General features: G+C 55.7%; 20 protein-coding genes, 1 tRNA gene and 1 pseudogene. 12 read left to right on the forward strand and 10 right to left on the reverse strand.

The features are described 5' to 3' along the window. The first annotated feature begins 151 nt into the window (after nucleotides 1-151). From ACRTGH_RS09120 to ACRTGH_RS09130, 3 genes are read left to right on the forward strand one after another with little or no spacing between them, the layout of a single operon-like run. Nucleotides 152-562, forward strand: coding sequence for a DUF4418 family protein (locus ACRTGH_RS09120; RefSeq protein WP_368847367.1), 411 nt, complete (start codon nucleotides 152-154; stop codon nucleotides 560-562). A 2-nt stretch (nucleotides 563-564) separates the two neighbouring features. Next, nucleotides 565-1,770, forward strand: coding sequence for an ABC transporter permease (locus ACRTGH_RS09125; RefSeq protein ID WP_368847368.1), 1,206 nt, complete (start codon nucleotides 565-567; stop codon nucleotides 1,768-1,770). After that, nucleotides 1,767-2,450, forward strand: a complete 684-nt coding sequence (locus ACRTGH_RS09130; protein WP_368847369.1) for an ABC transporter ATP-binding protein — start codon at nucleotides 1,767-1,769, stop codon at nucleotides 2,448-2,450. Before ACRTGH_RS09125 ends, ACRTGH_RS09130 begins: the two co-directional genes overlap by 4 nt. A 91-nt stretch (nucleotides 2,451-2,541) precedes the next feature. Here ACRTGH_RS09130 and purF read toward each other — a convergent pair whose 3' ends face one another. Next, the gene (purF, locus tag ACRTGH_RS09135) at nucleotides 2,542-4,011 is read right to left on the reverse strand and encodes an amidophosphoribosyltransferase (protein ID WP_368847370.1); all 1,470 of its coding nucleotides are present in this window, start codon (nucleotides 4,009-4,011) and stop codon (nucleotides 2,542-2,544) included. Nucleotides 4,012-4,244: 233 nt separating this feature from the next. Between purF and ACRTGH_RS09140 the strand changes: the two genes are divergently transcribed. Beyond that, entirely contained in the window at nucleotides 4,245-5,885 is a 1,641-nt protein-coding gene (locus tag ACRTGH_RS09140; protein WP_368847371.1) for a ShlB/FhaC/HecB family hemolysin secretion/activation protein, read from the forward strand. 261 nt (nucleotides 5,886-6,146) lie between these two features. Here ACRTGH_RS09140 and ACRTGH_RS09145 read toward each other — a convergent pair whose 3' ends face one another. Then, nucleotides 6,147-7,778: an IS1182 family transposase gene (locus ACRTGH_RS09145; RefSeq protein WP_368847372.1), complete on the reverse strand. Its 1,632-nt coding sequence runs from the start codon at nucleotides 7,776-7,778 to the stop codon at nucleotides 6,147-6,149. Nucleotides 7,779-7,884: 106 nt separating this feature from the next. After that, nucleotides 7,885-9,633 (reverse strand): malolactic enzyme, encoded by a 1,749-nt coding sequence (locus ACRTGH_RS09150; RefSeq protein WP_368847373.1) that lies wholly within the window; start codon nucleotides 9,631-9,633, stop codon nucleotides 7,885-7,887. Nucleotides 9,634-9,664: 31 nt separating this feature from the next. Between ACRTGH_RS09150 and ACRTGH_RS09155 the strand changes: the two genes are divergently transcribed. Further along, nucleotides 9,665-9,940 (forward strand): GNAT family N-acetyltransferase, encoded by a 276-nt coding sequence (locus ACRTGH_RS09155; RefSeq protein ID WP_265071432.1) that lies wholly within the window; start codon nucleotides 9,665-9,667, stop codon nucleotides 9,938-9,940. 100 nt (nucleotides 9,941-10,040) lie between these two features. Here the strand turns inward: ACRTGH_RS09155 and ACRTGH_RS09160 are convergent. Both ACRTGH_RS09160 and ACRTGH_RS09165 read right to left on the reverse strand, forming a co-directional pair. After that, nucleotides 10,041-10,129, reverse strand: a tRNA-Ser gene (locus ACRTGH_RS09160). Between the two features lie 60 nt (nucleotides 10,130-10,189). Next, nucleotides 10,190-10,762 (reverse strand): TetR/AcrR family transcriptional regulator, encoded by a 573-nt coding sequence (locus tag ACRTGH_RS09165; RefSeq protein ID WP_368847374.1) that lies wholly within the window; start codon nucleotides 10,760-10,762, stop codon nucleotides 10,190-10,192. Nucleotides 10,763-10,982: 220 nt separating this feature from the next. Here ACRTGH_RS09165 and ACRTGH_RS09170 point away from each other — a divergent pair, with 220 nt between their 5' ends. Then, nucleotides 10,983-12,950 (forward strand): heavy metal translocating P-type ATPase, encoded by a 1,968-nt coding sequence (locus ACRTGH_RS09170; protein ID WP_368847375.1) that lies wholly within the window; start codon nucleotides 10,983-10,985, stop codon nucleotides 12,948-12,950. A gap of 86 nt (nucleotides 12,951-13,036) precedes the next feature. Here the strand turns inward: ACRTGH_RS09170 and ACRTGH_RS09175 are convergent, their stop codons facing one another. The 4 genes from ACRTGH_RS09175 to ACRTGH_RS09190 form a co-directional block, all read right to left on the reverse strand. Beyond that, nucleotides 13,037-13,609 carry a chromate transporter gene (locus tag ACRTGH_RS09175; protein ID WP_368847376.1) on the reverse strand — a complete coding sequence of 191 codons (573 nt, stop codon included), beginning with the start codon at nucleotides 13,607-13,609 and terminating at the stop codon, nucleotides 13,037-13,039. A 12-nt stretch (nucleotides 13,610-13,621) separates the two neighbouring features. Continuing rightward, nucleotides 13,622-14,212, reverse strand: a complete 591-nt coding sequence (locus ACRTGH_RS09180; protein WP_368847377.1) for a chromate transporter — start codon at nucleotides 14,210-14,212, stop codon at nucleotides 13,622-13,624. A 241-nt stretch (nucleotides 14,213-14,453) separates the two neighbouring features. Beyond that, nucleotides 14,454-14,807 carry a hypothetical protein gene (locus ACRTGH_RS09185; protein ID WP_368847378.1) on the reverse strand — a complete coding sequence of 118 codons (354 nt, stop codon included), beginning with the start codon at nucleotides 14,805-14,807 and terminating at the stop codon, nucleotides 14,454-14,456. A 21-nt stretch (nucleotides 14,808-14,828) separates the two neighbouring features. Further along, the gene (locus ACRTGH_RS09190; RefSeq protein WP_368847379.1) at nucleotides 14,829-15,167 is read right to left on the reverse strand and encodes a hypothetical protein; all 339 of its coding nucleotides are present in this window, start codon (nucleotides 15,165-15,167) and stop codon (nucleotides 14,829-14,831) included. A 246-nt stretch (nucleotides 15,168-15,413) separates the two neighbouring features. Here ACRTGH_RS09190 and ACRTGH_RS09195 point away from each other — a divergent pair, with 246 nt between their 5' ends. After that, on the forward strand, nucleotides 15,414-16,571 hold the full coding sequence (locus ACRTGH_RS09195; RefSeq protein WP_368847380.1) for an MFS transporter: 1,158 nt from the start codon (nucleotides 15,414-15,416) through the stop codon (nucleotides 16,569-16,571). A gap of 58 nt (nucleotides 16,572-16,629) precedes the next feature. Here the strand turns inward: ACRTGH_RS09195 and recQ are convergent, their stop codons facing one another. Beyond that, on the reverse strand, nucleotides 16,630-18,411 hold the full coding sequence (recQ, locus tag ACRTGH_RS09200; RefSeq protein WP_368847381.1) for a DNA helicase RecQ: 1,782 nt from the start codon (nucleotides 18,409-18,411) through the stop codon (nucleotides 16,630-16,632). Between the two features lie 446 nt (nucleotides 18,412-18,857). On the opposite strand from recQ, the gene ACRTGH_RS09205 reads away from it, so the two are divergent. From ACRTGH_RS09205 to ACRTGH_RS09225, 5 genes and pseudogenes are all read left to right on the forward strand, one after another. After that, nucleotides 18,858-20,603 carry a TolC family protein gene (locus ACRTGH_RS09205; RefSeq protein WP_368847382.1) on the forward strand — a complete coding sequence of 582 codons (1,746 nt, stop codon included), beginning with the start codon at nucleotides 18,858-18,860 and terminating at the stop codon, nucleotides 20,601-20,603. After that, a complete protein-coding gene (locus tag ACRTGH_RS09210) occupies nucleotides 20,600-21,754 on the forward strand; it encodes an efflux RND transporter periplasmic adaptor subunit (RefSeq protein ID WP_368847383.1) in 1,155 nt (384 codons plus the stop codon). The genes ACRTGH_RS09205 and ACRTGH_RS09210 overlap by 4 nt, the downstream gene beginning before the upstream one ends. A 62-nt stretch (nucleotides 21,755-21,816) precedes the next feature. After that, complete coding sequence (locus ACRTGH_RS09215; protein WP_368847491.1) at nucleotides 21,817-22,572, forward strand: ABC transporter ATP-binding protein; 756 nt, start codon at nucleotides 21,817-21,819, stop codon at nucleotides 22,570-22,572. 12 nt (nucleotides 22,573-22,584) lie between these two features. Next, a complete protein-coding gene (locus tag ACRTGH_RS09220; protein WP_438474249.1) occupies nucleotides 22,585-23,802 on the forward strand; it encodes an ABC transporter permease in 1,218 nt (405 codons plus the stop codon). Nucleotides 23,803-23,975: 173 nt separating this feature from the next. Then, nucleotides 23,976-26,007, forward strand: a pseudogene (locus ACRTGH_RS09225) (OPT family oligopeptide transporter). Nucleotides 26,008-26,140: the final 133 nt, after the last annotated feature.

Genomic DNA, 26,140 nt, shown 5'->3' on the forward strand with positions numbered 1-26,140 from the left:
TGCGCGGCGGCCTCTTTTTTTTGCACGTATTGCTTTTTTCTGTAAAAAAACATAAAATAAAGAGAATGAATATCAAATACGGAAAGAGCAAAAAAGCACTTTCTGTCGCGATGAGAATTAAGGAAGCGCGATGGGAAAAGGAGGCGCCCATATGAAACTGGGGAAATTGAGGGTTGGCGTTACGGATATTTTGCTGCTGGCGCTGAATGCGTCATTTTTCATTGGAATCCAGACCGTGTTTTCGCCGTGCGAACCGCGTCCGGACGGCACGTGGATGACGTGCCACTGGGCAGGTGAAGCGCTTGCGGGGATTGCTGCGGTGCTCGTGGGGATCGCTGTGCTGCATCTGCTGATTCCGTCTGCGAAAATCAAACAGGGGCTGGCATTGGCTTCTATTCCCGTTTCCCTGCTGGCGATGTATTTGCCGGGGCATCTCGTCGATCTTTGCATGAAGGAGACGATGCGCTGCCATACCCTGATGCAGCCGGCTGTCATGGCGATTTCTGCTTTGACCGTTCTGCTGGCTGTCGTGGATATCTATGTATATGGAAGGAGGGACTGACCATGCGGTTTCCCCGCTTTCTGGCTGTAAGGAACTGCCGAAAGCGTTCTTCACGCTCTTTTGCTCTGGGGCTTGTGGCGGGCGTCCTCTCCTTGGTTCTTTTTGGCGGTTCGCTTATGATCATCAGCCTGCAGAACGGTCTGGCCCAATTCAAGGAAAGACTGGGGGCGGATGTCATTGTCCTTCCCCGGGAAGCGCAGCAGCAGGGAAGACTGGAAGGGGTGCTCGTACAGGGAATCCCTGCCAATTTCTATATGGAGGATTCCTGCCTGGCCGTACTGCGCCGGATGCCGGGCGTGGAGCGTGCCACGCCGCAGTTTTTTCTGGCTTCGGCCAATTCGGAATGCTGCTCCGTGCCCGTCCAGATCATCGGTTTTGATCCTGCAACGGACTTCACGATCCAGCCATGGATTCATGAGAGCTTCAGCGGGTCTGTCGGACAGGGAGATATCCTCGTCGGCAGCGGCATTTCCGTACACCATGACCGGATGATAAAATTCTACAATATTCCCTGCCGGGTCGTGGGACGTCTGAATCCCACAGGTACGGGTATGGATACTGCCGTCTACACCGATATGGATACGATTCGCACGATGATGAAGAACGCGACGGATCTGAACTTTGATTATTTCAAGGATGTGCCGGCGGAACGGGCGATTTCCGCCGTGCTGCTCAAAACGGCGGAAGGATTCAGTCCGGAAGCTATGGCGGAGGCGATCAACCAGGAGTATCCGCAGCTTACGGCAAAACCGGCGCATGGCATGATCAGCAGCGTTGGCCAGGGACTCGGCGCTATAACGGGAACCATCGGCGTCCTTCTTTTCATGGTCTGGCTCTTGTCTGCCATCATTCTTGTCGTCGCATTTCGCATGGTTGTGAACGAGAGGCGCAGGGAATTTGCTATTCTTCTGGTGGCAGGTGCAACTCGGGGGATGCTCGTTCGGATTGTCCTGCTGGAATCGCTCTTGGTATGCGCCATCGGCGCTGCCATTGGAATTTTTGCAGGCAGTGCTGTCATTTTGCCGTTTGCCGGGATGATCAAGACAAGCCTGGCGCGTCCGTACCTTTTGCCGGATGCCGTGAGCATTCTGCTGCTGGCCGCCGGCGCCTTTTTCGTCACAGTCGTTTCAGGTGCGCTTTCAGCGGCGTGGACAGTACGGCTCGTCGCCGATTCCGATGTGGGCATGATTTTGCGGGAGGATGGATGATGGAGCTTCGGGCAGAAAAAATCAGCCGCGATTTTTTGCGGCAAAGTGCGGCTGAAGGTTTTTTCATGGCGCTGCAGGAAACGGATTTCCGCCTGTCCGCAGGCTCCCTGGTCGAGGTCACAGGACGCTCGGGCAGCGGCAAGAGCACGCTGCTCAGTATTCTCTCCGGCCTTATGAAGCCGGGGACAGGGCAGGTGTTCCTTGATGATAGGGAACTGTACCAACTCGATGAGGCCGAGCTTGCGCGTTTGCGAAACCGCCACATCGGTTTGGCGCCGCAGCGGCTTATGGCGCTTTCCAGCCTGACAGTATGGGAAAATATCCTGCTCCCTCGGCTTCTCTACGAAGAAGAGGAAAGCGTCCTTCCCTATGCGGCAGAACTTATGGAGCGGTTGGGAATCAAAGGGCTGAAGGGGGCGTATCCGCAGGAGTTGTCCGGCGGGGAGCTCAGGCGTGTGACGATTGCCCGCGCGATGGCATGCCGTCCGGAAATCCTTCTGATGGATGAGCCGACCGGCGATTTGGATGACGAGAGCACGCATCATGTTCTGTCCCTTCTGCGCGAGGCAGCGGACAACGGGCACGCCGTTCTCCTGGTGACGCATGAGCAGGAAGCGGCAAGGTATGCGGATCGGCTTTACAAAATGACGGCAGGGAAATTGACACTGCAGGAAGGATGAAATCTTCGTTTTGCTTTTGGACGGAAGATGCTTTTGAATTATGGGATACAAAAAAGAGGGCTGCAGGGGAGCAGTCCTCTTTTTGCGAGAGTCAGGCTTCGCGCACCTTGGATTCTTCCGGTTCGGCGTCGCCCTCGGCTTCGCTTTCGCTTTCCGAGAGTTTGCGCTCGAAACGATCCTTGTGCGTGTTTTGAGGGATGTTCGTCGGGTATTCGCCGCTGAAGCAGGCGTGGCAGCATGGTATGCCGCCTGCGAGGGCGGGGAGCGATTCAAGCGGCAGATAGCCGAGGGTATCCGCGCCGACGATTTTCGTGATCTCCGCAAGCGTGTGGTGCGAGGCGACGAGGTTTTCGGAGGAATCGATGTCCGTGCCGTAGTAGCAGGGGTAGAGGAAGGGCGGCGCAGAGATGCGCAGGTGGACTTCCTTTGCACCGGCCTTGCGGACGAGATCCGTGATGCGTTTACTCGTTGTGCCGCGCACGATGGAATCGTCGATGAGCACGACCCTCTTTCCGTGGATGGTTTCGGCGATGGGACTGAGCTTTATGCGCACCTTGTCCATGCGGTTTTCCTGCCCGGGGGCGATGAAGGTGCGGCCGATGTATTTGTTCTTGATCAGACCGATGCCGTAGGGGATGCCCGAGGCACGGCTGTAGCCAAGCGCCGCGTCAAGTCCGGAATCCGGCACGCCGATGACGACGTCGGCTTCGACCGGGTGCTTGGCTGCAAGGATTTCACCGGCACGCGTCCTGGCGGCATGAATGGAAACGCCGTCGAGGATGGAATCGGGGCGCGCGAAGTAGATGTATTCGAATACACAGGATTTTCTGGGCTTCGTATGACAGTGTTCAAGACGGCTCTCCATGCCGCGCTGTGTAAAGACGAGGATTTCGCCGGGCAGCAAATCGCGCTCGAAGGTCGCGCCGACAGCGCCGAGGGCGCAGCTTTCCGAGGCGATCACCCATGCGCCATCGGGCATTTTGCCGTAACACAGGGGGCGGAAGCCCTGCGGGTCGCGCACGGCGATGAGCTTCTTGCTCGACATCAGACACAGCGAATAAGCGCCCTCAAGAAGGCGCATGGCCTGGCTTACGGCCTCCTCGATCGAGGGGCTTTTGAGACGTGCCTGGGTGATGAGATAGGCGATGATTTCTGTGTCGATCGTTGTATGAAAGATGGCGCCGGAGAGCTCGAGCCTGTCGCGCAGGATATCGGCATTGCTGAGATTGCCGTTGTGCGCGAGCGCCATTTTGCCTTTCTGGTGGTTGATCGCGAGCGGCTGGCAGTTGCGGCGGCTCGTTGCGCCCGTTGTGCCGTAGCGCACATGGCCGATTGCCATCTGCCCCTCGGGAAAACGTCCGAGGATTTCCTGCGAGAAGACGTCGCTGACAAGTCCGAGATCTTTGTGCGAGGAAAAGATGCCGTCGTCGTTCACCGTGATGCCGCAGCTCTCCTGGCCGCGGTGCTGCAGCGCGTAAAGGCCGTAATACGTCATCGCGGCGACGTTCGTGGCATGGGGCGAAAACACGCCGAAGACGCCACATTCTTCATGTATGCTCATTCCAAAAATCCTCCTGCTTGAGGGATGCGCAAATGGCGCGGTAATTCTTCTCTTACATCCTACACCACGAGAAAAATCATGTCAATCATTCTGTATACAAAAAACTTGGCAGGAATTTCGATGGGTGGTGTCGAAAAGGAATTGTGTTGGACTATGTATGGGCTCTTTTTATATTTGCCCGGCCCAGTGAAATCGAATTTTGCATATTTTTAATTAAAAGGGAGATTTTTTGTATGAAAAACAGGCTATATCATACGTTGACGAGGGCGGTGCTCATGGGTGTTGTCGCGAGCACGGCAGCCGTGCCGGCTTATGCTGCATCCTCGCTCTCGAAGCCTGGCCAGGACATCGAGACAACACGGCCTGAGGCCCAGGCGGATGTGGAAAACAAGACGAAGCAGCCGAAGGTATCGGGCGAGGCGAAGTTCATGGTCAAGAATATCCAGCTCGATGCGGAGGAACTGGAGCTTGACAAGAATGATTTGAAGGAAATCCTGATCGGCTATGTCGGCAAGGAGGCTTCGCTCAACGACCTAGAAGGTCTGCAGAGGAAGCTTACCTCGTACTGTCGTTCGCACGGGTATCCCGCTGCGGCGGCATATCTCCCGGAACAGGAATCCAAAGACGGCAATGTTCTGCTCAAGATCATTCCCGGGCGCTATGGAGAAGTGCATCTTGACAACAAGGGCAAGATGAAGAATGAGACGGCGGAGAGCTTCCTGCATGGGCTGAAACAAGGCGAAATCATCACGAGCAAGAGTCTTGAGACGGCGCTTTATTCCATCAGTGATGTCAGCGGCGCGAGAGCCGTCGGTACGCTGAGCGCGGGCAAGGGCTTCGGCACGAGCGATGTGACGGTGCACATCGAGCCGGGCAAGCCGTCCACGACGGTTCTCTATGTCGAGAATTACGGCAGTGAGAATACGGGACGCTACCGCTACGGCCTGCAGCATACGGCGTATGATATCGACGGCTCCGGTGCGAAGGCGAATGTCGGTGTTTTGATTTCCAACCAGAGTTTGCACAACTATTACGCAAACTATGAAATGCTCGTCGGCCATGGCGGCACGACGCTCGGCATTGGCTACAGCCGTATGGACTACACGGTTGGCGGCAGCCTGCGCGCCCTTGGATCGCATGGTACGGCGGATACGATCAGCGTATTCGGCAGCAGCCCGATTTATCATACATCAAATGAACAGCTCAAGTTCACCTATGGCTATGACTACCGCAAGCTCAAGGATGATCTCGATGCTTTCGCGGGCTTGGCGGACAGCGAGAAGCACTCGCACAGCGTCCACGTCGGGCTGGAGGGATCGTGGCTCAACCGCGATTCAGGGACAAATCTGAATTACTCCTTGACGCTCACGGGCGGCACGCTCGGCGCAGATTCGGAATATGCGGAGCGACTGACCGAGCTTTCGGGCACGGACGGCAGCTATGCCAAGGCAGAGGCGAAGCTTACGATGGTACAGACGCTCGGGCATCAGGCCGATGTGATGGTAAAGCTTTCCGGACAGAAGGCCTCGAAGCACCTCGACAGCTCCGAGCAGATGTATCTTGGCGGCGCGAATGCTGTACGCGCCTATGGGCAAGGTGCGGGAACCGGCGATGACGGTGTGCTCGGTACGGTCGAGTTCCGCCTCTATACGGATGTTCCGGGACTTGTTGTGAGCACGTATTTCGATATAGGGCATGTTTCCTCGAGCGCTTATAGCGACACGCTCAAGGGCTGGGGCATCGGGCTTGCCTACAATGCCCCCGGCGATTGGTTTGCACGAATCGATTACGCGCGCCGCATCGGCCTGGGCGATTACGAGAGCCTCCTGACCGACCGTGCGCGCCTCTGGTTCCTCGTAGGAAAGATCTGGTAATTTTATACGTTCCGTTCTGTACTGTTCCCCTCTCTTGCCGGCAAGCGTCGTGTAGGGGCCGGGAGCAGGGCATAAAAAAGGGACTGTTGCACGAAGGTAAATTTATCTTTGTACAACAGTCCTTCTTTTCGTATAGGGGCAGATCGGCGAAACAACGGTAACGAAAACTTGCACCTCTACAGAAATAGGGCACACGAATAAGGACGATTGCAATGCTCGCCCTTATTCGTGTGCCCTTATTTGTTTCTTTCCGACGTCTTCTTATGCCGCTTCTCTCAATGATACCAGATGCCGCGCCAACGTGCCGCTTTGTATCTTTTGGTGCAGTTTGAAGACGTTGTGTGCCAGTGCCAGCAGAATGGTCTCACCCAAGACATTCGCCCGCCCCCTCGTAAGAAAGCGGCGAAAGCCAAAGGCTCCCTTGATCTGTGTAAAGACACCCTCTGCCTGGATGCTGCGGTTCATCCGCAGGACGATGCCTTCCGTACTCTTGATCCGTGCAAGGTTCTTTGCACGCTCTCGTTGAAAGACCTTGGCAACCTCCAATCTCTTAGTTCGTTCCTCCATTGGTATCTTGCTGTGGTTGCCATGGATGCACTGCTTCTTTCTTTCGCAGCCGTTGCAGTCTGTACACGTGTAGATGGTCTTTTCGCTCACATACCCGCTCGCACTCTTTGTTCTGCGCGTCCCCGTCACAACGAGTCGCCGCCCCTCGGCGCACTGGTAGACATCCTCCGCTGCAAGGTAGGTCATGTTCTCCCGCCGCCCGATCTCCTGCTTCCATTTGCGCTTCTTGCTCACTTCGTAGTTGTTCGGCTTGATGTAGGAGGCCTGTCCCTTTTCCCTCAAATACAGGTAGTTCTCCTCACTCTCATATCCTGCATCGGCGACAAGCTTCCGGCTCCTTTTTCCGATGTGTGCATGAAAATCCTCCAAAAACGGGATGAGTGTCCGTGTATCTGTCGGGTTCGGGTAAACACCCGCCCATACGATAAAGGATGCCTCCACGCCATATTGCAGATTATATGCCGGCTTTAACTGACCGTTCTTCATTGCATCTTCTTTCATTCGCATGAAGGTTGCCTCATAATCTGTCTTGGAAAAGCTGTTGCGATCCCCACAGATCTGCAGCTTCTTTGTGTAGTCCTTCAGACGACTGATGTAAGAGTCCAGTATCTCCATGGTACGATGAAGCACGGTCTTTCGTTTTCCGCTCCCGTAAACGAAGATGATGTTTTGCTCTCTTTGGATGCGTTTCAAACGTCGGCGCAGACGTTTCAGATGGTGCAGGCGAATCTCAGAGCCACGGCGCAGGTGGATACCGAACTCTTTTTCTACGCCGGCAAGAAAGGCGTAGAGTTTCTCCATGAGTTTGGTACGGTTCTTTGCAACACCTTTTTTCCAAACGAAGGTGTACTTGCCCGCAACTGCTTCGATCTTTGTGCCGTCGACAAAGAGGTTCTCAAACGAGATGGCTCCAACGGATGCAAGAAATTGTGCCATTTGTGCCAGAATCTCCTTGGCGCAGGGGGCAAAGTGATCCCTGCGAAAACGGGCAATAGTTGTGTGATCCAGTGCGGGTCGCCCTTCGAGCAGATACATGAAGTGGATGTTCCTTAGGCATACCTCCTCAATGCGGCGGGAACTGTAGATTTGATTCATGTATGCGTAGATGAGGATGGCAAGCAGCTGATGCGGTGATACGAGATTCCGCTCGGCACGCCGAAAGTTCCTGTAAAGAGGCGTAAGATCCATTTGATGGATGCAGTGGAGCAGGAGACGAACGGGATCGTCCTTCTTGATTTGAAATTCAAAGTTGAGGGGGAGACTGGGTTGAAATGTGCCTCCGTAGGATGTATAATCCTTATGTAAAATTTGGTTTTGTATACTCATATTTTACACCAGAAGCCGGTGTTTGAAAACACCGGCTTCTGTGTTTTTTCCACAAAATTGAGGCTGCTACACGTTGGTTTCGTGCAACAGCCCCTTTCTCAATGCGTCAGTATTCCGCCTTCCAGACCATTTCCTCGACAGCGGCCTTTACATCCGCGACCGCGCGTCGGTTCAGTCCCTGCTTCACGGCACACTCCGCAACGGCAACAGCGACGGCGGCAGAGAACTCAATGAGGCGCGTAACGGGCGGAATGACGGCAGCGCCCTTTGCCTCGGGCGTAAGGAATGCGCCGAGTGAATGCGCCGCGGCCGAGATCATCTCATCGGTCACGAGTTTCGCATCGACCGCCATGCTGCCGAGGCCGAGTCCCGGATAGATAAGTGCGTTGTTCGCTTGTCCGATCTCGTAGGTCGTTCCTCGGTAGGAGACCGGATCACGCGGAACGCCGGTCGCAACCAACGCACGCCCGTCCGACCAGCGAATGAGGTCCTCCGCTGTCGCCTCGGCAAGCTCCGTCGGATTGCTCAGCGGAAAAATGATCGGACGATCACACCACGATGCCATCGCTCGCACGATCGTCTCCGTGAACGCGCCCGGCATTGTCGACGTGCCGACAAGGATGGTCGGCTTTACCGCCATCACGGCGGCCGTAAGCGTCGTGAGCGAATCCGCATGGTCGAACTCGCTGCGTTTTCGCGCGAATGGCTTTTGCTCCGGCGTCAGGTCGCCCATGTCGTCAAAGAGGAGGCCCTGCTTGTCCACGAGGTAGAAATGCCCGCGCGCCTCCTCCTCGCTGAGCCCCTGCTCGACCATCTCGCGGCAAATACGGCTCGTGATGCCCGCGCCCGCCGTCCCCGCGCCGAAGCACATGTATCTCTGCTCCGTGAGCTTCTGCCCCGTGATCTTCATCGCGCCAAGGAGTCCTGCGAGCGTGATGATGCCCGTCCCCTGACAGTCGTCGTTGAAGACGGGATAGGTCTTCTGGTACCGGCGCAGAATCGGCGCGGCGTTCGGCCGTCCAAAGTCCTCGAAGTGGAGATAGAGGCGTGGGAAAAGCCGCTCCGCCGTCTGCACAAAGGCATCGATGAAGTCGTCGTATGCCTTGCCCCGCACGCGTTCGTGACGATTGCCGAGGTAGAGCGGATCCTGCAGGAGGCTCTCGCGGTTCGTCCCGCAGTCGAGCATGACCGGCAGCACCGACGTGGGGTCAATTCCCGCTGCTGCGGTATAGACCATCAGCTTCCCGACGGCGATATCGGCACCGTCCGTCCCCCAGTCGCCGATGCCGAGAATGCCCTCTGCGTCCGTTGCAACGATGAGACGGATCTCCCGGTCGCCCGCCGCCTGCCGCAGCGTCGTCTCGACCGCCTCCGGGTGATCGATCGAGAGATATGCCGTCTCCTGCGGGTTGATAAACTGCTCGCTGTACTGTTCAATGCTCTCGGCGATCACGGGATCGTAGACAATCGGCATGAGCTCTGCGATATGCTGACGAAACACATAGTAGAACAGGCGGCGGTTGCGGTTGAACACGTCCATCAGGAAGCGGCGCTTCTCGAGCCCCGAGCTCTTGCGCTCCATCTGCTGATAGATGCGCTGCGCCTGCTCCGCAATCGTGTCAACATGCGGCGGCAGGAGGCCCGTAAGTCCAAACTGTGCGCGCTCGTCAGCACTGAACGCCGTCCCCTTGTTTTGAAACGGATCGCTCAACAGAGCATACCCTTTCTTGTCCATAATTTCTTCCTTTTCGTCAGTGAAACACTCTTGCACTCGGTATTCGAGAAAAGCCCTCCGATTTCCTGCTGTGCACAATTTATAATCTGCTGCCGCATACTGGACAGGCACATTCCTCATGCGTTACAATACGGGCAAAGGAGGAATCACCATGCAGATCGTATTTGAACCCGAACATTTCCGCAGCGCGGCCTATGACGGCGAAACACGCGTCGGCGTCGCAGAGCTTGAGGAGGCGCGCGGATGCTGGGTCATCACACATACCGAGGTTGACCCCGCCTACGGAGGGCAGGGCATCGCCCGCCGCCTCATCGAGGAGATCATCGCCGAGGCGCGCCATACAGGGAAGAAGATCGTCCCCGTCTGCTCCTATGCAGAGAAGATGATGCGCGGCAGGGAAGAATACACCGACGTGCTTGCAGACTGAGTGGAATCCGTTCGACAAAAAGGGACTGTTGCACGAAGTTTTCTAACTTCGTGCAACAGTCCCTTTTTATGGTACGGCACTTTTGGCCGCAGGTTTCATCTGGCGGAGAGGGTGGGATTCGAACCCACGGTGCATTGCTGCATCACCGGTTTTCAAGACCGGCTCCTTAAACCGCTCGGACACCTCTCCGGGAAATGCTTCAGCACTTCGCGATTGCTGTATCATTTTAGCAAATGCAGGCGCTTGCTGTCAATAGGAAGGCTTGAGAATGGGTTCAATCACGCGGCAGAAGCAGCGGTCCAGTTCTGCGGGCGACATCCTGCGACCGCCCTTGATCCACCAGAGGACCATTTCCACGAAGCTGCCGGAGATGTGGTTGACAAGGAAGTCCTGCGGCACGTCCGGATGGGGAAGTTTCTGTGCAGCGACGTGCAGGCGCACAAGGTCGTTCAGGCTGTCTTTAAAAAAGCGCAGAAAAATATCGCTGCTCTCGGAGGAGAGGAGTCCCAAGATGTTGCTGTCGTTTTCCTCGAGGTGCTGCAGAAGATGGAGAAAGACGGACTCGGGAACACTGCCGTCTGAATAGAGGCCGTGCGTATGGCTGCTGTTCATAGCGCTGCCGACGATGTGGCCGAAGAGTTTTTCGCAGAGTGCTCTCAGCAGCTCGTCTTTCGTTTCAAAATGCCTGTAGAACGTCGTACGGCCTACATTCGCGGCGTCGATAATTTCTTGTACCGTTATTTTATTGTAGCTTTTTCGTGCAGCGAGGACGCTGAAGGCGGAAAAAACAGCGTCTCTCGTTTTCTTTTGTCGTCTGTCCATCGGTATGCCCCCTAAACCGTACAAATTATGAAAAATATTCCGTAGGAAACAGGCAGTGGGAATCGTCCATTGTTTTTCCGGTTGGGTTTCCATAAAATAAAAAGAACAAAGTGTTCGCTAACAAACTCATTCTATGGAGGAAACAGCCTGTTTGTCAAGCGGATTCTTATGCCTGTCCCGTGAGGGACGGCTTGCGGAAAGTTGAAATGGGGGAATCTTTATGGCAGATGCAGCAAATACGGTACAGACGCAGAAACCTTTGCAGACGGGAGGTTTGTCTTGGGCAGGTTCCCTGCTCAAGCGGCTCAATGATTTTCTTTCCGGGCTGCCCATGACGCTTGTTGCGGCACTTTTTTTGCTTATGGATCTCGTTCCGCATGTCATGGAGGAGTTTGGCGCAGAGCCGGTGCGCTTGGATTTTCTCTTTTTTGATCCTTCCTGGGCAGCGGTCATTATTTGTGGCATTCCTTTGCTTTATCTGGCGATCTGGCGCATCCTGTACAATCCCGGCATCAGCAAGATTTCCTCAGCACTGCTGATTTCGCTGGCCATGCTGGCAGCCATCGCTATCGGCGATTTGTTCGCGGCGGGTGAAGTTGCCTTTATCATGGCGCTTGGCGCACTTTTGGAAGAAGCGATAACGAAGAGGGCGAAAAAAGGACTGAGGAAACTGATTTCCCTTGCGCCGACACAGGGACGCAGACTGGCAGGCGGCAGGGAAGAAATGATTGCAGCGGAGGAAATCGCACGGGGCGATATTCTCCGCATCCTGCCCGGTGAGACGATTCCCGTGGACGGCAGGATCGTCGTCGGCGAAACTTCCGTCGACCAGTCTGTGATGACCGGGGAATCGCTGCCGGTCGACAAGGGACAGGGGGATGAGGTGTTCTGCGGTACGCTTAACTGCTTTGGTTCGATTGACATAGAAGCGACGAAGGTCGGTGAGGACAGTTCCCTGCAGAGGCTGATCCGTATGGTGCAGGAAGCGGAAGAGAAGCAGGCCCCCATGCAGCGCATTGCAGACCGCTGGGCGAGCTGGCTTGTGCCCATCGTACTCATTCTTGCTGTCGGTGCTTATATTGGTACGGGAAATATTGTCATCGCCGTCACGTTGATGGTTGTTTTTTGCCCCTGTGCGCTCGTGCTGGCAACGCCGACCGCCATCATGGCGGCTATCGGGCAGGCCACGAAGCGCGGCGTGATCATCAAGTCGGGCGAGGCTCTGGAGAAGATGGGAAAGGTCGATGCGATTGCCTTTGACAAGACGGGCACTTTGACGTATGGCCGTCTGGCTGTCAGCGATATCATTCCCTTTGCCGGCGCCATAAGCGAGAAAGAGCTGCTTCGCCTTGCAGCCTCTGCCGAGATGAAAAGCGAGCATCCACTGGGAAAAGCCATCGTCGCCCAAGCAAAGAAGGAAGGGCTTTCCCTCGATGTGCCGGATGTTTTTCGCATGACGGCAGGTCGGGGGATCTATGCCGAGTCGGGCGGGCAGAAGATGCTCTGCGGCAGCAAGCGTTTCCTGGCGGACAATGGGGTGCATTTGGAGAAGGAAGCGACGCAGGCTTTGGAAAGGTTTCGCGGAGAGGGCAAGGCTTCCGTGCTTGTGGCAAGGGAAGGAACGTGCCTCGGAATCGTCGCGTTGGCCGACGTTCTGCGTCCTGAGGCAAAGGCGACGGCAGACCGTCTGGCCGCCATGGCGATGCAGACCGTTCTTTTGACGGGCGACAGTGAAAAGGCAGCGGGCTACTTTGCTCATCAGGCCGGCATAGCTGCGGTGAAGGCGGAGCTGCTGCCGGAAGAAAAGGTGCGGGGCATACGGGAGATTCAGAAAGAAGACCGTACGGTCTGCATGATCGGTGACGGTGTAAACGATGCGCCTGCCCTGAAAACGGCCGATGTCAGCGTGGCCATGGGGAACATGGGCAGCGATATCGCCGTCGAGGCCGCCGATATCGCCCTGATGCGCGATGATATTTCCCAAATCCCTTATTTGAAGAGGCTGGCGAACGCTACGGTCATGACAATCAAGATCAGCATCACGCTTTCCATGTGCATCAATTTCGCCGCGATCGTGTTGTCCCTGCTGGGCAAGCTGAATCCTACGACGGGGGCGCTTGTGCATAATGCAGGTTCCTGCTTTGTGGTGCTCATAGCGGCGCTGCTTTACGACAGGAAGTTTGAGTAGCAGAGCTGTCCGGCGGAAAACAAAAGGGCTGCACCAATTTTGAGCGGTGCAGCCCTTTTGTTTGCGTAATATCAGCAGGCATATTTTTAGAAGCCGCTTCCCTTCATCATGCCGAAGAAAACCCCGAGTACACCGGAAGAGACGAGGATGGTGATGACGCCGTACTTGTAGTGGAGCGCTAAAAGCGCGAGCAGCATGATGACGATGCTGCTCCACTCCGTTGCGGACAAGTCGACAGGGAAGGATTCTGTGTTCCAGACGGCGAGCAGGATGAAGTCGATGGCCGCGCCGCAGATGAGGGCGATGACTGCGGGGCGCAGCCCGTTCAGCGCACCGCGGATGGGTCCGATATCGCCGTACTTGAGGAAAAGCTTGGCGAGCACGATGCCGAAGATCAAGGAGGGAAAGGCAAAGCCCGCCGTTGCGGAGACGGAGCCGGGAACCCCGGCGACCTTCATGCCCGCAAAGGTTGCCGCATTGATGCCGATGGGGCCCGGCGTCATCTGTGAGATGGTGAAGATATCGATGAACTGCGCCAGCGTGAGCCAGCCGTAGCCGTCGACGACAGCCGCCTGTATGAGCGGCATGGACGCATAGCCGCCGCCGACGCAGAAGATGCTGACCTTGGCGAATTCCCAGAAGAGAGTCAAAAGAAGCATGATGCACACCCCTTAATTGTATTTCTTGTCCTGCATGAGGACGAGACCGATGAGGCCGTCAATGATGACGAGAAGCATGATATTGACATCAAAGACGATGTTGGCGATAAATGTTGCGAGGACGATCACTATGGGCAGGAGATGACGCGTTTTCATCTGCTTGAGGAAGAGGTCAAGGGCAACCTTGACGATGAGAGCCGTCGCACCGCACTGCATGCCTTTCAAGGCGAACTGCACGATGGGATTGCTGGCGAAGATCTCGTAGCAGCGTGCGATGACGGACAACGTGATCAAGGGGGGCAGAACCGTGGCGAGAAGTGCTGTGAGAGAGCCGCTGAGCCCTGCCATGCGGTAGCCGAGGATGATGCACGCGTTGACGGCGACGATGCCGGGCATGGACTGTGCGATGGCCACCATGTCGAGCGCTTCCTTGTCGTCAATCCAGCCGTACTCGTCGACGTATTTCGCTTTCAGAAGCGGGATGATGACGAAGCCGCCGCCGACAGTGAAGGCACTGATGAGGAAGGTGGAATAGAAGAGCTTCCAGTAAAAGTGCTTTGTCTCGCGCGGCGAGAGCGCTGCAGTGGATTGCTTCTTGGGCATTTCGTTTGCTCCTTTTATTTGAGACTATTTATGGAAGTGAAAAATATTGCATGCCTTTGATTATAACACGATGTGCAAGACGGGAAAAGGTATTCAGAGCATTGCTCGGAGCGCGGCTGAGGGAAGCGATGTCCTGCATGGGCTTGCCGCAAATTCCGCAGGCTGCCGGGACAATGGCGGCTTCTGTCGTGCGATTTTTCTCGCTCCCGGAAGCCGCCCCTATGATGCTTGGAAAAACGGCTTAGTTGGGAAACTTGAAGGTTAGCTGGAAATATAAACCTGTATGATCTTCATCGAATGTCAGGAATTCACCGTAATAATCTTCCGGTCTAGCCATAAAAAAATATCTTCCCCCGGCCTTGTAAGACATGAGGGAAACGAGGCCGGAAAGAACATTTCCTGCATGTCCATATTGAAATATGGTATCCGTCATTTCAATCGTTATTTTATAGATTTTTTCCTCAACGGCACATACATACCGCTTAATTTCGTTATTTGATGAGAGAAAGGCACGCAGTTTTTCTTCTACGCCGTCCGCTGTATCATAGACGATGGTTATTTCATCGAAAAGTTTATGGTCAGTCATAAGAATCATCGCTCCAATCTTCCTGTAAAATCATTTGAAAGTCACTTGAAAATAAAACCCTTCACGTTCCTCACGATAAGTCAAATACTCACAAAAAACTTCCTTTTCCTTTTCCGTGATGGAGTATCTCGCTCCTGCAAGATATCCTATAGTGGAAATCAGATAAAAAAAGAGTTCCCGCGCCAAGTCGCATTTCGGCTGCTCGCTTTCTTTCATTTCGATCGTTATTTTATAAATCTTATCCTCAATGCACCATGTATGATTTTTTATCCTCGAATCACAAAAGAACAAATCTCTTAGTTCCAAATCCACACCGTCCACGACGTCATAAGAAATCGGCGGGGTATCAAAAATCATATGTTTATCCATAATGAATGGCTCCTCTCTGTTATCTCTGTGTGTTTCAAAGGGCATGTTGTGGGTAAGGCGGAAGGGGGCAAGGGAGTTTCTTTGACAGGCAGGTTTGTGCTATACTGTCGATGGTATGGATGCTCATGGATCTTTTGGCTGTTGTCAAGGAAGCTCGGATAAATTCCGCATCGTCGTCTTGGCGCATCGCTTTATTTATGCAATTTGCGCGGCTTTGCAAAATGAAATTGGGATTGGATGGTAGGAATGGAAAACAATGATCTGCCGGTGGAACGTTCGCGCAGTTTGCTGCACCGTGCCAATCAGGCTTTTTTCTTTGTCGGGGGCTTCGGTACGGCTTCTTGGGCGCCGCTGGTGCCGCTCTTGAAAGAGCGGTTGGCGGTGGAGGAGGATATGCTCGGGCTTTTGCTTCTCTGTATCGGTGTAGGTTCTTTGCTGACCATGCCGCTTGCCGGTTCTCTGGCGGGACGCTTTGGCTGCCGGCGGGTGATCGCGGTCGATTCCCTTGTCTTTGCAGGGCTGCTTCTCCTGCTCGCCTGGGTGGACCGTATTTATCTTGCTGTGCCGGCGCTTCTGGCCTTTGGCGCTTCGATGGGCATCATTGACGTCACGGTCAATATCCATGCCGTGCGCGTGGAACTGCTTTTGAAAAAACGCGTGATGAGCGGTATGCACGCGCTTTGGAGCGTGGGCGGCTTCTTGGGAGCAGGTCTTTTCGGCGTTTGGATGATGCTGGGGTTCACGCCGTTGGGCGCGACGGCATGCTCGTCCGCTTTCATCGCGCTGCTGGTTCTCGCCTTTGCGCGCTTTTTGCTCGCGGGCAGAAGCGATTCCAGCGGCTCCGTGCTGGCCGTGCCGAGCGGCGTCGTGGTCTTTGTCGCAGCTGTAGCGTTCGTTTCTTTTTTGGTCGAGGGAGCCGTCATGGATTGGTCCGGCGTGTTCCTCACGATGGTGCGCGGCATGGATCTTTCGCTTGCGGGTACGGGCTTCGCCGTCTTTTCTGCAGCGATGCTCCTCATGCGTCTTTTGGGGGACAGGCTTGTAAATTTCCTCGGGGCGCGCCGTGTTGTTTTTTTCGGTTCCATCATCGCCATCGCAGGCTTTTTGCTCGTGATTTTCACGCCTTTTGCACCGCTTGTTTTTCTTGGCTTTTTTGCTGTCGGTTTCGGCTGCTCCAACATTGTGCCGATTTTCTTTTCGCTCATGGGCAGGCAGAAAGATATGCCGCTCCATACGGCTGTCGCTGCCGTATCGACCTGTGGTTACATCGGCATACTCATGGGGCCGGCCATCATCGGTTTTATTGCCCACAGCACGAGCCTTATGGCTTCTTTCGGACTGCTTGCTTTTTTGCTCTTTTGGCAGCTTATGGTCGGTCTTCATGTGTTTCGCAGGGTGGCATAAAATTTCCTGCCGGGTGTTTGTCGGCATCTGCGCTTAGGCTGAGGGCAGATGCCGGCTTTTATTTTCCATGCGCCCGGATGCAGGCGAGAAATTCCTGGCCGTATCGTTCGCGCTTCCTTTCGCCAACGCCTTTGATATGCAGGAGATCGTCCAGGGTTTGGGGAAGCTGACGGCACATGTCGCGCAGCGTCGCGTCGGAAAAAATGACGTAGGGCGGCACCTGGTCGCGTATGGCAAGCTCTTTTCGGAGCGCCCGGAGGTAATCGAAAAGCGACAGGTCGACCGGCTGCTCCTTCTGCTTTTTGGGGAATTTCTGCAGAACTTGTTTTTTGCCGCGCAGAACGTCGTAGGCGGGCGGTAGGAGACGCAGCACGGGATAGCCGCTTTCCGTCAGCATGAGGTAGCCTGTGGCGATGAAGCGTTGGATCAGCAGCCTGATTTCGGCGAGGCTTTTATCTTTCATGATGCCGTAGGTCGATAATTCGTCGAGATGCAAGGCGAGGATGCGCTGCTCGGAAGAGCCTTTGAGCACCTGCGCTGTCAGCGTCATGCCGTAGCGCTCCCTCATGCGGTAGACGCAGGAAAAGACTTTCTGCGCGTCGATGGTCACATCGCGCTGCTCGAAATCCCCCCTGCAATTGCTGCAGGCGCTGCAGGTCTCGGGGACATCCGTTTCCCCGAAGTAGCGCAGGATGAAGGCGCGCAGGCATTCGGGGGTATGGCAGAAGTCCGACATCTTTTGCAGGCAGCCGAGTTCATGCGCCTTGCGCCCGTCATCCTCGGTGGAGATGTCGATCAGATATTTCTGAGTCATCACGTCCTGCGGCGCATAGAGCAGGATGCATTCGCCTGCTTCGCCGTCGCGTCCGGCGCGTCCTGCTTCCTGATAGTAAGATTCGATGTTCTTCGGCATGTTGTAATGGAGGACGAAGCGCACGTTTGATTTGTCGATGCCCATGCCGAAAGCGTTTGTGGCGATGATGGCCTGCACGTTGTCGTAGAGAAAGTCGTCCTGCGCCTTTATGCGCGCTTCATCGGAAAGTCCTGCATGGTAATGGCCGACGGAAAATTTTTTCTTTTGCAGGAACTGGAAAAGCGCGTCGGTTTCCTTGCGTGTCGCGCAGTAGATGATGCCGGCATCCTTGGGGTGCGCGTGCAGATAGGAAGCGACGAAGTCACGGCGGTCGACGCCTGTGAGCACGGAAAAAAAGAGGTTCGGGCGATCGAAGCCCGCTACGTGTACGGCGGGGCGGCGCAGTCCGAGCAAGGCGACGATGTCTTCCTGCACGCGGGGCGTTGCTGTTGCCGTAAAAGCGCCGATGAGCGGACGCCGGGGCAGGCGGTCGATCAGGGGCGCTATGCTCCGGTAGCTGGGGCGGAAGTCGTGTCCCCATTGGGACAGGCAGTGCGCTTCGTCGACGGCGAGGAAGGATATTTCCTGCTGCTCCGTAAGAGACTGGAAAAAGTCTGTTTCGAGCCTTTCCGGCGCGGCATAGATGATCTTGTATCGGCCGCGGGCTATGGCGGAGAAACGATCCCGCGCTTCTGCGGCCGTGAGCGAACTGTTGATGAATGTCGCGGGGACGCCTTGCTCCCTCAGGGCGTCGACCTGGTCCTTCATCAGAGAAATCAGGGGAGAAATCACGAGGGTGAGGCCGGGCAGCAGCAGTGCCGGCACTTGGAAGCAAATGGATTTGCCTGCGCCGGTCGGCATGATGGCGACGGTTTCCTTTCCGGCGAGCAGGCTTTTGACAATCAGCTCCTGTGCGGGACGGAAGGACTTGTAGCCGAAATATTGCTGCAGCGCCTCGAGGGCGCGGGAAAAGACGGGATCGGTCATGGGAATTCTCCTTATGTCCTGAAAGTTTATTATGAAACCCCAAGAGGTCAAGCCGAAGGCGCAGAGCGATTGGTGAGGTTTCATTAAGGGCGGCGCACAATGTCCACGAAGTGGGCGTTTGTGCGTGTAGTTTATTATGAAAGCCCAAGAGGTCAAGCGGAAGGCGCAGGGCGATTGGCAGCTTTCATGTAAGGGCGGGGCACAATGTCCACGAAGTGGACGTTTGTGCGTGTAGTTTACAATGAAAGCCCAAGAGGTCAAGCGGAAGGCGCAGAGCGATTGGCAGCTTTCTTTGTACTTGTAGTTTACTCTGATCCAATTAAGCTTTCGCGGCGATTCGTTAAATCCCTCTAAAAGTAAGATTTTTCATATTGTGACGAAAAAGCAAGGGGGGTATAATAAACAACAATGGGCGGGATGTCCGCTTGGGAAGGAGAGGACAGATGATGAAGAGATGGCGGAAAGAGCCGTTGGCGATTCTCCTGGCGGGAGCGTTTTTCTGCAGCTCAGCGTCCGTGGGCGCGGCGGCAGACCTTTCGTTGGCAAAGGCGATCGAGCTTGCATTGGCGCAGAATACGGAGCTCAAGCTCACGAGAAAAGCGGAGGAAACCGCAGAAGCGGCCCTGAGACAGGCCAGAGGCGCAAGAGGTGTTTCCGTCGATGCTTCCGGCGGCTATTCCTACGGGCGTACTTGGGGCGACAGGGGCGACGCCACGAACTCGGGGGTCAACGCCGCCTTGAAGGGCGGTTTGAGCCTTTGGGACGGCGGCAAGGCGAGCGGTAATATCGATATGTCGAAAATCGATATCTTGAAAGCCCACCTCAGAACGGCGCGTCAGCAGGAGGAGCTGCGCCTCTCCGTCGTGCAGGCGTATTACAACGCTCTGCAGGCGAGAAAGACCGTCGGGGTCAACCAGGAATCCGTCAACAACTATCAGGCGCATCTGACGAATGTCGAGCAGCTTTTTTCTGCCGGCAGCAAGGCGCGCATGGATGTGCTGCGCGCCTCGGTTGAGCTTTCGAATGCACGGCAAACCCTGATCAAGTCTGAAAATGAATATGAAGTGATGCTTGCCAAGCTGCGCAATATCATAAATATGGACCGCACGGAGCCGCTGAACCTTACGGACGACGCCGTTTATGCACCTTTTGGGCGCGATCTGGCGGGCTGTCTGCTCTTCGGTGCGGGGAACCGCAAGGATATCCTTGCCGATATCTACGATATCGCAAAGAAGGAAATCGATATCGATGTTGTCAAGGCGGATTACGAGCCGCAGCTCGATCTCAATATCAGCGCTTCGGCGAGCAAGGATTTTGAACCGTCGTCTTCGGACAGCCGGGGTGTGACGGCCGGGCTGAATTTGAACTGGAATATTTTTGACAGCGGACGCAAGGATGCGCGCATCGAGGCGGCGCAGACGGCGCTCGACACGGCGCGGCTGCAGCTGGAAAAGGACAAGGATGATGTGGACTATGCCATCCGCGAAGCATATTTCAGCATGAAGGAAGCGGAAAAGCGTCTGGACTCCACGCAGGATGCCGTCAACAAGGCGAAGGAGGACTATTATATTGCGCGTGAGAAGTATCGTGCGGGCGAGGGCATCATGCTCGACATCATCGACGCGCAGCTCGCGCTTTCGACGGCGGAACTGAACCATATCAGCGCCCAATACGACTATGCGCGCTATCAGGCGCAGCTGGAAAACGCCATGGGCGTCGAACTGACGGAGAGCGAGCAGCGTGCGGCGGACGATATGGATGTGACGCCGCTCACTATTGCGGGAGTGGGGCGCAAGGCTGCTGTGCGCGCCTATGAGGCGGAAATGGCCGCTGTGAAGAGGAAGGAAGCGGAACGTGCCGACGAGGTGATCCCCTACGCAGGCAATCAGGAGGAGCGCGGCAAGAAAGCGGAACGCATGAATGAGGAAAACCGCGTGGCGGTCGAGAAGCAGGAAGCGTCGCAGACCGGCGCGAAACCGCATCAGGCTGCCGACACGGCAGGAACGGCTTCTGCAAAGACAGAAGCCGTTTCCGGGACAGGGAGTGCATCTGCCAAAAACGGCAGCGCCTCTTCGAGGAAAGGTTCAGATGAGGCGAGCCGCGCTGCCGCTGAAGCTGGGAAGGCCTCCGGCAAGACTGCAGGAGGTGCGGCAGGCTCTGCCGGATCCGGTGTGGAAGGAGGAGCGGAATGAAGATTTTCGGGAAAGATATTCCTTTCGGCGCAAAAGCGAAAGCAGCTCTCGCCGTTCTCGTTTTTGCAGGCTGCGCTTTTTTCGCCTACCAGTATTACGAGGAAGGCCAGGAGGAGCAGGCAAAGCAGGCGGCGGCTACGGAGACGGCTGTCGCGACGCGCATGAATCTCAAGTCCAAGGTTTCGGCGACGGGCACGATCATACCAATCGATTCCGTCGAGGTCAGTTCCAAGATTACTGCACGCATCAAGAGCGTGCTCGTTAAGGAAAACGATGTTGTGACGGCGGGGGAGACGGTTGCGACGCTCGATGCCAAGACCCTTGCGACGAAGCGCGACCAGGCGCAGTACAAGGTGACGAATGCGAAGGCGAAGTACAATCGCGAGTCATATCTCTTCGGCATCGGCGCCAATCCGCAGACCACCTACGAGGATGCGCAGTACAACTACGAGGCGGCGCAGAGCGAGCTTGAGGAAACGGAGTCCGATCTGGCGGAGACGATCATACAGGCGCCGATTAGCGGCGTCGTCGTCGGCAAGCCCAAGACGGCGGGAACGATGGCGACTGCAGGCACGGACTATCCGACGGTCATCATGCGCATTGCCGATCTTTCCAAAAAGCAGATCATGGCAAAAGTGGACGAGACGGATATCGGCAATATCAAGGTCGGGCAGGAGGCGACATTCACCGTCGACTCTTATTCGGGCAAGACGTTCACGGCACGCGTCACGAAAATCAGCCAGACGGACACGGCGAATACATGGCAGACCGTCGCCGCATCGTCGAGCTCGTCGTCCGCCTCCTCTACGGCCAGCGTCATCTACTACTATGTGACGCTCGATGTGGACGATCCGGAAAATCTTCTTCTGCCTGCGATGACGGCACGCGTCGAGATTGAAACGGCAGATAAGCTCAGTGCGCTTGCCGTGCCGATCGCCGCCTTGAAAACGGAAGCTGCAGGCTCTTATGTCATCGTCAAGATGCCGGATGGGACGGAGGAAAAGCGTACCGTTACAACGGGCATCTACAGCGATGAGTATGTGGAAATCCTCGACGGTCTTGTGGAAGGTGAAAATGTCTCGATTTCCTATACGACGTCGCAAAATGCCAAGAAGGGAAATCATGGGCCTGGCGGAGGACCGCCGTTCTGATGACCGCTGAAAAGGATGCGGCGGTTGGGATTATGGCGGAAAAAGGCGCGAAAGGAGCGGAAATGGAGCAGAAGGCAAAGGAAAACGGCAGTGTGCCGCAGCGGCAGGATGCAATTCCTGCGACCATTGAGCTCAAGGGCATAAAGAAGCTCTATCCGATGGGCGATCAGATTGTTGCGGCTCTCGCAGGCATCGATCTGACCATCCGAAAAGGCGAATTTGCTGCGCTGATGGGGCCATCCGGCTCGGGCAAGTCGACGCTGATGAATATTCTTGGCTGTCTCGATCGCCCGACGGAAGGCTCTTACAAGCTTGACGGCGAAGAGGTCGCACATCTGTCCGACGATGCGCTTGCCCTTACGCGCAACAAGAAAATCGGCTTTGTTTTCCAGAATTTCAACTTGCTCGCCAAGAGCAGCGCGGCGGACAATGTAGCTTTGCCGCTGATTTATGCGGGGGTGGGACGGCATGAGCGCCGTGAGCGCGCCATGCACTTCCTGGAAGCCGTCGGGCTTGCCGACCGCGCCGATCATCAGCCCAACGAGCTTTCCGGCGGACAGCGTCAGCGCGTCGCGATTGCGCGGGCGCTCGTAAACGATCCGCATATCGTCATGGCAGACGAACCGACGGGAAATCTTGATACGAAGTCGACCCATGAGATCATGGAGATTTTCGAGAAGCTTCACGCGGCGGACAGAACCATCATCCTTGTCACGCATGAGCCGGAAATCGCGGCCTGCGCGAGCCGCCAACTGCTTGTGCGCGATGGGCTGATTACGCGCGATGAGGGCAAGGGCGTCAAAATGGACATCGTATAAGGAGGGAGAATTGTGCTGATTTGGGAAAGCATAAGGATCGCCCTGCATGAACTCTTTGCCAATAAGATGCGCTCCGTCCTGACGATGCTAGGCATCATCATCGGCGTTGCAGCGGTCATCGCCATGGTCTCCATCGGCATGGGCGTCAAGAGCAATGTGCAGGACTCCATGGCGAGCCTTGGCAGCAATATGCTCATCATCACGCCGGGGGCGGAAAACTCGGGCGGCGTTCGCGGCGCGAAGGGATCGCGAACCTCGCTGAAGTATGATGACGCCGAAGAAATCAAGAAGAAGATCAAGAACATCGACTATGTGTCGCCGACCGTGATGAGTTCCTATCAGGTCGTCAATGGGAACCTGAACTGGAATACATCCGTCATCGGCGTGACGCCGGAATACATGGCGATCCGTTCGCTGACCGTCACGGCGGGAACCTTCATCACACAGAGCGATATCGAAAAACGCCAGCGCGTTGCCGTCATCGGCTCGACGGTGGCGGAAAATCTCTTCGGCGTACAGAATCCCATCGGACAGAATATCCGCATCAACAACCAACCGTTCAAGGTGGTCGGCATTCTTGCAAGCAAGGGGCAGTCCTCCATGGGGCAGGACCAGGACGATATGGTCGTCATACCGCTGACGACAGGGCAGGAACGCCTCATGGGCATCACCCATGTGCAGTCCGTCAACCTCCAGGTCAGCGACCCCGCGAAGATGGAACAGGTGCAGAGCGAAGTTGAGACGCTCCTGCGCCAGCGTCATCATATCGTGGGCGACAAGGAGGATGATTTCACAGTCAGCAACCTTACGAGCATCATGGAGACAATGAACCAGACGACGACGATGCTCACGTTGTTTCTCAGCAGCATTGCAGGCATATCGCTTCTCGTCGGCGGCATCGGAATCATGAACATCATGATGGTTTCCGTCACGGAACGGACGCGTGAGATCGGCATAAGAAAGGCGTTGGGTGCGACATTCAGCAATATCATGCTGCAGTTCTTGATTGAATCTGTCGTCATGGGCGTTGTCGGAGGCCTCATAGGCATCGCGATCGGTTGTGCGATTTCCATCGCGATTGCACAGATCGGGGATTTCAAGACTGTCATTACGGCGGCGCCGATCCTTCTGTCGTTTTCTTTCGCCGTCGGCGTGGGGCTTTTCTTCGGCATTTATCCTGCGAGGAAAGCTGCCAAACTCGACCCGATTGACGCGCTGCGGTATGAGTGAACGCAAAGCGTCGGTTGTCGGGGTGAGAGAATGGATGAATATGTAGGTTTTGAGGGGCGGAAGCCCCTCTTTTTTTGAATTTTATATGAAACTTGAACTATGTGGTATAATAACAATGGATTGTGTCCGAATACTTAGAAGGAGTGAGTTGTTATGGGGAGAGATTTCGTATCATGAAAAATGAACACAACGAATTTATGCAGCATGAGCTGCGCCTGCCGGAGCTTACTGTCCGCGGCATGCTTCTGGGGGCTGTGCTGACGGTGATCTTCACGGCGTCCAATGTGTATCTGGGGCTCAAGGTCGGCCTGACGTTTTCCTCGGCTATTCCGGCAGCGGTCATTTCCATGGCGGTGCTCAAGATGGCGAAGGATGCGAATATCCTGGAAAACAATATGGTGCAGACGCAGGCCTCGGCGGCCGGTACGTTGTCCGCCATCATCTTCATCATCCCGGGTATGCTTATGATTGGCTACTGGAACGGTTTCGAGTTTTCCCAGACGCTTCTGGTCGCTGCCTGCGGCGGCTGCCTGGGCGTTCTTTTCACGATTCCTTTGCGCCGCGCCATGGTCGTGCACAGTGACCTCGCCTATCCCGAGGGTGTGGCAGCGGCGGAAATCCTCAAGGTCAACAGCCATGCCGAGGATGGCAAGGGCGAGGGAACCGGCCTCAAGGAAATCCTTTCGGGCAGCTTTGTCGCAGGGATCATCGCTCTTTGCACGAGCGGTTTTCAGGTGCTGTCGAGCGCACTTTCTGTCTGGTTTCCTGTCGGACGAGGCATGACGCAGTTTCCCATCGGGTATTCTTCTGCACTTGTCGGAGCGGGATATCTTATCGGCATAGCGAGCGGTCTTTCCATGCTCGTCGGCATCTTGATTGCCTGGGCCGGCTTCGTGCCCTTTTATACGATGACGGGGACGCCGCCGGAAGGCATGGCCATGCAGAAATTTGCCGCAGCCGTTTATCAGGAACGCGTTCGTCTCATCGGTGCAGGCGCCATGGGCGTCGCTGCTATTTGGACGCTGCTCACCTTGGTGCGTCCCGTCATCGACGGCATGAAGGAGTCCTTGTCCAGTATGCGTATGCCGGAAGCCGTGAAGGACAGGCACCGTATGGATATCGACATGTCGGCGAAGAGCATCGGTCTGGTTTTTCTCGTTACAGTCATCGGGCTTCTGGCCGTTTTTTATGCTTTCGTGAGCCCTGAGGGGCTGCCGGCGGGCCAGACCATGGTTTTTGTGCTTGTCGGCGTCGGCGTTGCCGTGTTCATGGGCTTCTTTGTCGCAGCGGCTTGTGCCTATATGGCAGGGCTTGTCGGCACATCTTCGAGTCCGATTTCCGGGATCGGCATTCTCGGCATCATCGTCGCGTCGCTCGTCATGTACGCGCTTTGCTCTTCTTTCGGGATTTTCGCTTTGCCGGGCGGTGAGAAATTCGCGACGGCGACGGCCATCTTCACGACATCCATCATTCTCGCCATTGCCTGCATTTCGAATGACAACATGCAGGATCTCAAGACGGGATGGCTCGTCGGTGCAACGCCGTGGCGCCAGCAGGTGGCGCTCCTCCTCGGCTGCATCGTCGGCGCTCTCGTCATCGCACCGGTCTTGAACCTCCTCTATGAGGCCTATGGCTTTGTGGGAGCAATGCCGCGCGAAGGCATGGATCCTTCCCAAGCGCTTGCCGCACCGCAGGCAGTGCTCATGAAGACGATCGCAGAGGGAATTTTTTCTAATAATCTTGCCTGGGAATACATCTACATTGGCTTGGGACTCGGCGTTGTCATCGTGCTCATCGACGTAGTGCTGCGGCGCAGGACGAGCCGCTTCTCCCTGCCCCCCCCTTGCCGTCGGGATGGGCATCTACCTGCCGCCGAGCATTCAGACGCCGCTTGTCATAGGCGCGGTTCTTGGCTACTTCCTCGACAAACGGCTTCATGCGAGCCGCAGCAAGGAGGAAGGCAAGGCGGCAAGACGGCGCGGCACACTTTTTGCTTCGGGGCTCATCGTCGGGGAATCCATCGTCGGCGTCGCTCTGGCCGGTCTTATTGCCATTTCCGTTTCGAGCGGCGGCAGTGAAAGCCCGCTTGCGCTCGTCGACAGCAGCTTTGCCGGAACAGCGGAGCAACTGGGCTTCGTCGTCTTCTGCGTCGTCGTCTTCCTGCTGGCGCGCGTGGTTCTGACCGATAGAAAGGATACGATCTAAACGTAAACGGAAAGGGACAGGAAAAAATCTTTTCTGTCTGTCTGCTGCTCCCTGTCGGGCAATTTGTGATATGGGGCTGCAAATAAGAAAAAATTTGTCTTTCGCTTATGTACCGCTCCCAAAAGTCAGACTT

Origin of the sequence: Selenomonas oralis (assembly GCF_051603425.1) — a bacterium.
In the GTDB taxonomy this organism is placed as follows: domain Bacteria; phylum Bacillota; class Negativicutes; order Selenomonadales; family Selenomonadaceae; genus Selenomonas; species Selenomonas sputigena_A.

Bases quoted from the DNA above. Each gene is read 5' to 3' on its own strand.
- ACRTGH_RS09120 (WP_368847367.1), top strand. From the start codon at position 152: ATGAAACTGGGGAAATTGAGGGTTGGCGTTACGGATATTTTGCTGCTG.
- ACRTGH_RS09125 (WP_368847368.1), top strand. From the start codon at position 565: ATGCGGTTTCCCCGCTTTCTGGCTGTAAGGAACTGCCGAAAGCGTTCT.
- ACRTGH_RS09130 (WP_368847369.1), top strand. From the start codon at position 1,767: ATGATGGAGCTTCGGGCAGAAAAAATCAGCCGCGATTTTTTGCGGCAA.
- purF (WP_368847370.1), bottom strand. From the start codon at position 4,011: ATGAGCATACATGAAGAATGTGGCGTCTTCGGCGTGTTTTCGCCCCAT.
- ACRTGH_RS09140 (WP_368847371.1), top strand. From the start codon at position 4,245: ATGAAAAACAGGCTATATCATACGTTGACGAGGGCGGTGCTCATGGGT.
- ACRTGH_RS09145 (WP_368847372.1), bottom strand. From the start codon at position 7,778: ATGAGTATACAAAACCAAATTTTACATAAGGATTATACATCCTACGGA.
- ACRTGH_RS09150 (WP_368847373.1), bottom strand. From the start codon at position 9,633: ATGAGGAATGTGCCTGTCCAGTATGCGGCAGCAGATTATAAATTGTGC.
- ACRTGH_RS09155 (WP_265071432.1), top strand. From the start codon at position 9,665: ATGCAGATCGTATTTGAACCCGAACATTTCCGCAGCGCGGCCTATGAC.
- ACRTGH_RS09165 (WP_368847374.1), bottom strand. From the start codon at position 10,762: ATGGACAGACGACAAAAGAAAACGAGAGACGCTGTTTTTTCCGCCTTC.
- ACRTGH_RS09170 (WP_368847375.1), top strand. From the start codon at position 10,983: ATGGCAGATGCAGCAAATACGGTACAGACGCAGAAACCTTTGCAGACG.
- ACRTGH_RS09175 (WP_368847376.1), bottom strand. From the start codon at position 13,609: ATGCTTCTTTTGACTCTCTTCTGGGAATTCGCCAAGGTCAGCATCTTC.
- ACRTGH_RS09180 (WP_368847377.1), bottom strand. From the start codon at position 14,212: ATGCCCAAGAAGCAATCCACTGCAGCGCTCTCGCCGCGCGAGACAAAG.
- ACRTGH_RS09185 (WP_368847378.1), bottom strand. From the start codon at position 14,807: ATGATTCTTATGACTGACCATAAACTTTTCGATGAAATAACCATCGTC.
- ACRTGH_RS09190 (WP_368847379.1), bottom strand. From the start codon at position 15,167: ATGGATAAACATATGATTTTTGATACCCCGCCGATTTCTTATGACGTC.
- ACRTGH_RS09195 (WP_368847380.1), top strand. From the start codon at position 15,414: ATGGAAAACAATGATCTGCCGGTGGAACGTTCGCGCAGTTTGCTGCAC.
- recQ (WP_368847381.1), bottom strand. From the start codon at position 18,411: ATGACCGATCCCGTCTTTTCCCGCGCCCTCGAGGCGCTGCAGCAATAT.
- ACRTGH_RS09205 (WP_368847382.1), top strand. From the start codon at position 18,858: ATGAAGAGATGGCGGAAAGAGCCGTTGGCGATTCTCCTGGCGGGAGCG.
- ACRTGH_RS09210 (WP_368847383.1), top strand. From the start codon at position 20,600: ATGAAGATTTTCGGGAAAGATATTCCTTTCGGCGCAAAAGCGAAAGCA.
- ACRTGH_RS09215 (WP_368847491.1), top strand. From the start codon at position 21,817: ATGGAGCAGAAGGCAAAGGAAAACGGCAGTGTGCCGCAGCGGCAGGAT.